We start from the raw sequence: 6,257 nt of genomic DNA, 5'->3' as shown, positions 1-6,257 counted from the left end.
ATTACTAGATATGAAATACAGCCAGCCCCTGGCATAAAAGTAAGCCGAATTACAGGACTGTCTAACGATATTGCTCTTGCACTTGCAACTTCGGATATTCGTATGGAAGCTCCTATACCCGGAAAAGCAGCAATAGGCATAGAAGTTCCAAACAAAAACAAAACAAGTGTATTTTTAAGAAGCCTTATTGAATCAAAGGAATATAAAGCAGCAATTACTAATATACCTTTTGCTTTAGGAAAAGATATTGCAGGTAAGAATATTATAGCAAGCATTGATAAAATGCCTCACCTGCTTATAGCGGGAGCTACTGGTTCGGGAAAAAGCGTATGTATCAACTCTCTCATCATGAGCATTTTATTTAAAGCAAAACCGGATGAGGTTAAACTGATTTTAATAGATCCTAAAGTCGTTGAGCTCAGCATTTATAATGGAATACCGCATCTTCTAATACCTGTTGTTACTGATGCAAGAAAAGCAGCTAATGCTTTAAATTGGGCAGTTTCAGAAATGACAACGCGCTATAAGATATTTGCTCAAAACAGCGTTAGAGACATTCATTCATACAATGAAAAGATGGTTAAGGAAAATATTGAAAAAATGCCTCAAATAGTAATAATAATAGACGAGCTTGCAGATTTGATGACTGTTGCTTCAAGTGAAGTTGAAGAATATATAACTCGAATAGCACAGCTTGCAAGAGCTTGCGGTATGCATCTTGTTATTGCAACACAAAGACCATCAGTTGATGTTATTACTGGAGTTATTAAAGCTAATATACCATCTCGTATTGCTTTTGCAGTTTCATCACACATAGATTCAAGGACAATATTAGATTCCGGCGGTGCTGAAAAGCTTCTTGGAAAAGGTGATATGCTTTATCATCCAATTGGTTTACCAAAACCTATACGAATTCAAGGAACATTTATTTCGGATGATGAAATAAAAAGAGTTGTGGATAACATAAGAGAACAGCAAGTAGAAATAAAAACCGGAAAACAAAATGAAATAATTGAAGAAATAGAAAAATCACCAACTCAAAATGAAGAAGTTGATGAATTATTAGAGCAAGCAGTTGAAATGGTTGTAAATGATGGTCAAGCTTCTGCATCTTATATTCAAAGAAAATTTAAGGTGGGATATTCAAGAGCTGCAAGAATTATTGATCAGCTTGAAGAAAGAGGCATTGTTGGGGGCCATGAAGGAAGCAAGCCTAGAAAAGTGCTTATTACAAAAGAAGAATTCGAAGAAATGAGAGGAAATTAATGAAAAAAATTTATATGCATTCACTGGGATGTTCAAAGAATCTTGTGGATTCAGAAAACATGTTGGGCATATTGACGAGAAAAGGGTATGAGATTACAGATTTTGCCGATAAGGCAGATTACATTATAATAAATACATGCGCATTTATTAATGATGCCCAGCAGGAGTCAGTAAATGCAATACTATATGCAGCGGATATTAAAAACAAGGTAAACAATAAAGTTAAAATAGTTGTAACGGGATGTTTGTCTCAACGTTTCGGAGAAGATATTGCAAAAGAAATTCCTGAAGTTGACATTATTATAGGAACAAGCGGTTTTGAAAAAATTGATGAGTATATTGAACAATTTGAAATTGAAAAGTCCTTGATAGTGGATACAAAAATGCAGTTAGATATTGACAAAGATCTTCCGAGAATTACTTTAACTGATAAATGGTACGCATATTTAAAAATTTCCGAAGGTTGCGACAATAACTGTACTTACTGCGTAATACCGCAGCTTAGAGGGCCATATAAAAGCAGAAAAATTGAAAGTATAGTTAAAGAAGCAAGACAACTTGCAGAACAAGGTGCAAAAGAAATTATAATTATAGCTCAGGATACAAGCAAATATGGTCTTGATATTTATAATGAGAGAAAGCTTCATGAAGTAATTCGAAGAATATCTGAAATTGACGGTGTAAAGTGGATTAGAGTTCATTATTTATATCCTGAAGATATTTATGAAGAATTAATAAATGAATTTATAAATAACGATAAATTGGTAAAATATTTTGACATACCAATGCAACACATTAATGACAGAATTTTAAAAAGAATGAACCGAAATACAAGCAGTAAGCAAATTACAGATTTAATAAAAAAAATCAGAAATGAAGTTAAAGGTGCTGTAATAAGAACTTCTTTAATAACTGGTTTTCCTGGTGAGACGGATGAAGAACATGAAGAGTTGAAAGAATTTTTACTGCAGTATAAGCTTGATAAGGTAGGAATTTTTAAATATTCACGAGAAGAAAATACACCTGCTTTTAAATTGCCGGATCAAATAAGTGAAGAAGTTATGGAACAAAGGCATAATGATTTAATGGAAGTACAACTTAACATATCTTACGAGAACAGTCTTGCAAAGATTGGAAATATATATGATGTTTTAATTGAAGAAAAAGATGTTGAAAATGTTTATGTAGGTCGAACATATATGGATTCAATAGATATTGACGGATGCGTCTATGTGACATCAGATAAAGAGTTAGTTTTAGGCAATATTTATAAAGTAAAAATAAATGATGCTTTAGAATATGATTTGATAGGAGATGTGATTCTATGAGTTGGTTTAAAAAATTGAACTTACCTAACCAGCTTACTGTAATAAGAGTATTGGCAATACCTGTGTTTTTAATATTCTTATACATAAGCAAAGGAATATTTCGGTTCTTGCCTCTGCTAATTTTTATAGGAGCAGCTTTAACCGATGCGATTGATGGACATATTGCAAGAAGAGATAATCTAATCACAGATTTTGGCAAGTTCATGGATCCTCTTGCAGACAAGCTTTTAACAGCTTCTGCATTTATTGCGTTTGTGGAAATTGGATATTTAAGTTCTTGGGTTGTGGTTTTAATTATATCGAGGGAATTTTTAGTGTCGGGTTTCAGAACATTGGCAGCCTCTAAAGGGGTTACAATTGCTGCTAACCCATGGGGAAAAATTAAAACTGTATTTCAAATGATATTGATAGTTGTCATATTGATGGATTATACCACATATATAGGATTTGTTGCATCTTGGATTACACCTCTTGTGGCTATTGTTGTTTTATTGACTGTTACATCTGGGGCAACTTACATTTATGAAAATATGGATGTAATAAAATAGTATAGTTTTCTCAGTAAAACTAGAATTCATAATATGTAAATACATATTGACAAAATAGTGTTATATATGTATAATACATTTAAAGAACAAATGTTCTAGAAGGAGTCGTGAAATGGAAAAAGATAAGGCCCTTGAGCTGGCAATTGCTCAAATAGAAAAGCAATTTGGAAAAGGTTCTATAATGAAACTTGGAGAAAATGCTAAATTGAATATAGAAGCTATCCCTACAGGTGCACTTCCTCTTGATATAGCAACAGGAATAGGCGGAGTCCCTAAAGGAAGAATTATTGAAATATTTGGACCTGAGTCATCCGGTAAGACAACAGTTGCATTACATATAGTTGCAGAATCACAAAAAAGGGGAGGCATAGCAGCATTTATAGATGCTGAGCACGCTCTCGACCCTGGGTATGCAAAAAAACTGGGAGTCAATATAGAAGATTTGATTATATCTCAGCCTGACACAGGAGAACAGGGCCTTGAAATAGCTGAAGCTCTTGTGAGAAGCGGTGCTGTTGATGTAATAGTTGTGGACTCTGTTGCTGCATTAGTTCCAAAAGCAGAAATAGATGGTGAAATGGGAGATTCTCATGTAGGATTGCAGGCGAGACTTATGTCTCAAGCATTGAGAAAATTGGCTGGTGCCATCAGTAAGTCTAACACAGTGGCTATTTTTATAAACCAATTGCGTGAGAAGGTTGGAGTAATGTTTGGTAATCCTGAGGTTACAACAGGCGGACGAGCATTAAAGTTTTATTCTTCAATGCGTTTAGATGTAAGAAGAATTGAATCCTTGAAAAAGGGTGATGATGTTTACGGAAACAGGACAAGAGTAAAAGTAGTTAAGAATAAAGTTGCGCCTCCCTTTAAACAAGCTGAATTTGATATAATTTATGGTAAAGGAATATCAAAAGAGGGCTGTATACTTGATATGGGAGTTGAAGCAGGCATAGTAAATAAGTCCGGTGCATGGTATTCTTATGAGACTAACAGAATTGGACAAGGAAGAGAAAATTCCAAAGAATTTTTATTAGCAAATCCAGAGTTGATGGATGAAATTGAAAAGAGAGTAAGAGAAAAGTTTGAATTAGGAGATATCGTATTAACTTCTGAAGATGCAGAAAAAAAATCTAGTGATTTTGACGAATAAAATAAATAATTATTATCAAAAAGGTACATATGTACCTTTTTTATTTTTATTCTATATTCAGATGACTGAAATTATAATCTGTAAACTAGATATTAAATATAAAAAAGCATGAATTGTTTAAATAATTCAATTTTAAACATTATTCTTGACATTAAGCATAAAAAATTATAAAATATAGTATATTCAAGTATTAAGAAATAACTTTTACTATTTAAATAAACTATAGAAGATAAACATTTTTTATGTATCACACTTATAGATATGTGAGGATGTATATATTTCGCAGCTTGAAAATTTAATATTGGGAGGTGCTGAATTGTTCAATGAAGTTGAAGTTATAGTAGGTATTATCTGTGCAATAATAGGTATAATTATAGGAATTATAGTTCGAAAAAATATATCTGAAAGCAAAATTGGTAGTGCTGAAGAAGAAGCTAAAAGAATAGTTGACGATGCAACAAAAGATGCTGAAACAAAGAAAAAAGAAATTCTTGTTGAAGCAAAAGATGAAGCTCATAAGATGAGAAATGAATATGAACGTGAAAACAAAGAACGCAGAAACGAATTACAAAGGTCAGAGAAAAGATTAATTAAAAAAGAAGAAATGCTTGATTCCAAAAGTATGCAGGTTGAAAAGAAAGAAGAAGCGCTTCAAAAGAAGTTAAAAGATATTGAAACTAAACAAAATAAAATGGAAGCAATTCATGAAAGACAAATTGAGGAACTTGAAAGAATTTCCGGATTATCTACAGATGAAGCTAAAAATATGCTGATTGATAACATTAAGAGAGAAGCAGAACAAGAAGCTTCAATAGCTGTTAAAGAAATTGAGAGAGAAGCAAAAGAGACTGCAGATAGAAAAGCAAGAGAAATTGTTACATATGCAATTCAAAAATGTTCTGCAGATCATGTAGCGGAAACAACTGTATCTGTAGTTGACTTACCTAACGATGAAATGAAGGGTAGGATAATAGGAAGAGAAGGTAGAAATATCAGAGCTCTTGAACAACTTACCGGTATAGATATAATAATAGATGATACACCAGAAGCAGTAGTTATTTCTGGATTTGATCCTATTAGAAGAGAAGTTGCCAGATTGGCTCTTGAAAAATTAATTGCAGATGGAAGAATACATCCTGCAAGAATTGAAGAAATGGTTGAAAAAGCTAAAAAGGAAGTAGAACAACAAATAAAAGATGAAGGTGAACAAGCAACCCTTGACACTGGTGTCCACGGGCTTCATCCTGAACTAGTAAGATTATTAGGAAGATTAAAGTTCAGAACAAGTTATGGGCAAAATGTATTGAAACATTCTGTAGAAGTATCGTATTTAGCTGGAATAATGGCTGCCGAATTAGGTGCGGATGTTAAATTAGCTAAACGTGCAGGATTATTGCATGATATAGGAAAAGCAGTGGATCATGAAGTAGAGGGGCCTCATGTTACAATAGGAGAAGATTTAGCAAGAAAGTATAAAGAGAGCAAAGCTGTAATAAATGGAATTGCAGCCCATCATGGAGATATAGAGCCTCAGACTATAGAAGCAGTTTTAGTTCAGGCAGCCGATGCTATTTCAGCTGCAAGACCAGGGGCTAGAAGAGAAACTCTCGAAACATATATTAAGCGATTAGAAAAATTAGAAGAAATTTGTAATTCTTTTGAAGGAGTAGAAAAGTCATTTGCTATTCAAGCAGGAAGAGAAATACGTATCATTGTAAAACCAGAAGTTACAAGTGACGCAAGTATAATTCTTATTGCAAAAGATATAGTTAAGAAGATTGAACAAGAAATGGAATATCCTGGACAAATAAAAGTAAATGTAATAAGAGAATCAAGAGCAACAGAATATGCAAAATAAAATTTGAAATATATGGAAGTAAACTAATTTATTGTTTACTTCTTTTTAATTTAGATATAAAATATTAAAAAAAGCAATAAAGAGTTAAAAAATAATAATGAAAGTAG

At 32.7% G+C, this 6,257-nt stretch carries 5 protein-coding genes; all 5 read left to right on the top strand.

Annotated features, from left to right (window positions below; all coding sequences use genetic code 11):
• Nucleotides 1-1,266: DNA translocase FtsK (locus tag SA378_RS07180; RefSeq protein ID WP_318525302.1), on the top strand; the 1,266-nt coding region annotated here is incomplete at its 5' end.
• Nucleotides 1,266-2,594 (top strand): 30S ribosomal protein S12 methylthiotransferase RimO, encoded by a 1,329-nt coding sequence (rimO, locus tag SA378_RS07175; protein ID WP_318525301.1) that lies wholly within the window; start codon nt 1,266-1,268, stop codon nt 2,592-2,594. The genes SA378_RS07180 and rimO, both read left to right, overlap by 1 nt.
• Nucleotides 2,591-3,142: a CDP-diacylglycerol--glycerol-3-phosphate 3-phosphatidyltransferase gene (gene pgsA / locus SA378_RS07170; protein ID WP_318525300.1), complete on the top strand. Its 552-nt coding sequence runs from the start codon at nt 2,591-2,593 to the stop codon at nt 3,140-3,142. Before rimO ends, pgsA begins: the two co-directional genes overlap by 4 nt.
• Before the next feature lie 112 nt (nt 3,143-3,254).
• Nucleotides 3,255-4,292 (top strand): recombinase RecA, encoded by a 1,038-nt coding sequence (gene recA, locus SA378_RS07165; RefSeq protein ID WP_318525299.1) that lies wholly within the window; start codon nt 3,255-3,257, stop codon nt 4,290-4,292.
• 316 nt (nt 4,293-4,608) lie between these two features.
• The gene (gene rny, locus SA378_RS07160) at nt 4,609-6,150 is read left to right on the top strand and encodes a ribonuclease Y (RefSeq protein ID WP_412178680.1); all 1,542 of its coding nucleotides are present in this window, start codon (nt 4,609-4,611) and stop codon (nt 6,148-6,150) included.
• Nucleotides 6,151-6,257: the final 107 nt, after the last annotated feature.

The organism is Sedimentibacter sp. (assembly GCF_033447055.1).
GTDB lineage: Bacteria > Bacillota > Clostridia > Tissierellales > Sedimentibacteraceae > Sedimentibacter.
This window is presented reverse-complemented; position numbering and strand designations above follow the sequence as displayed.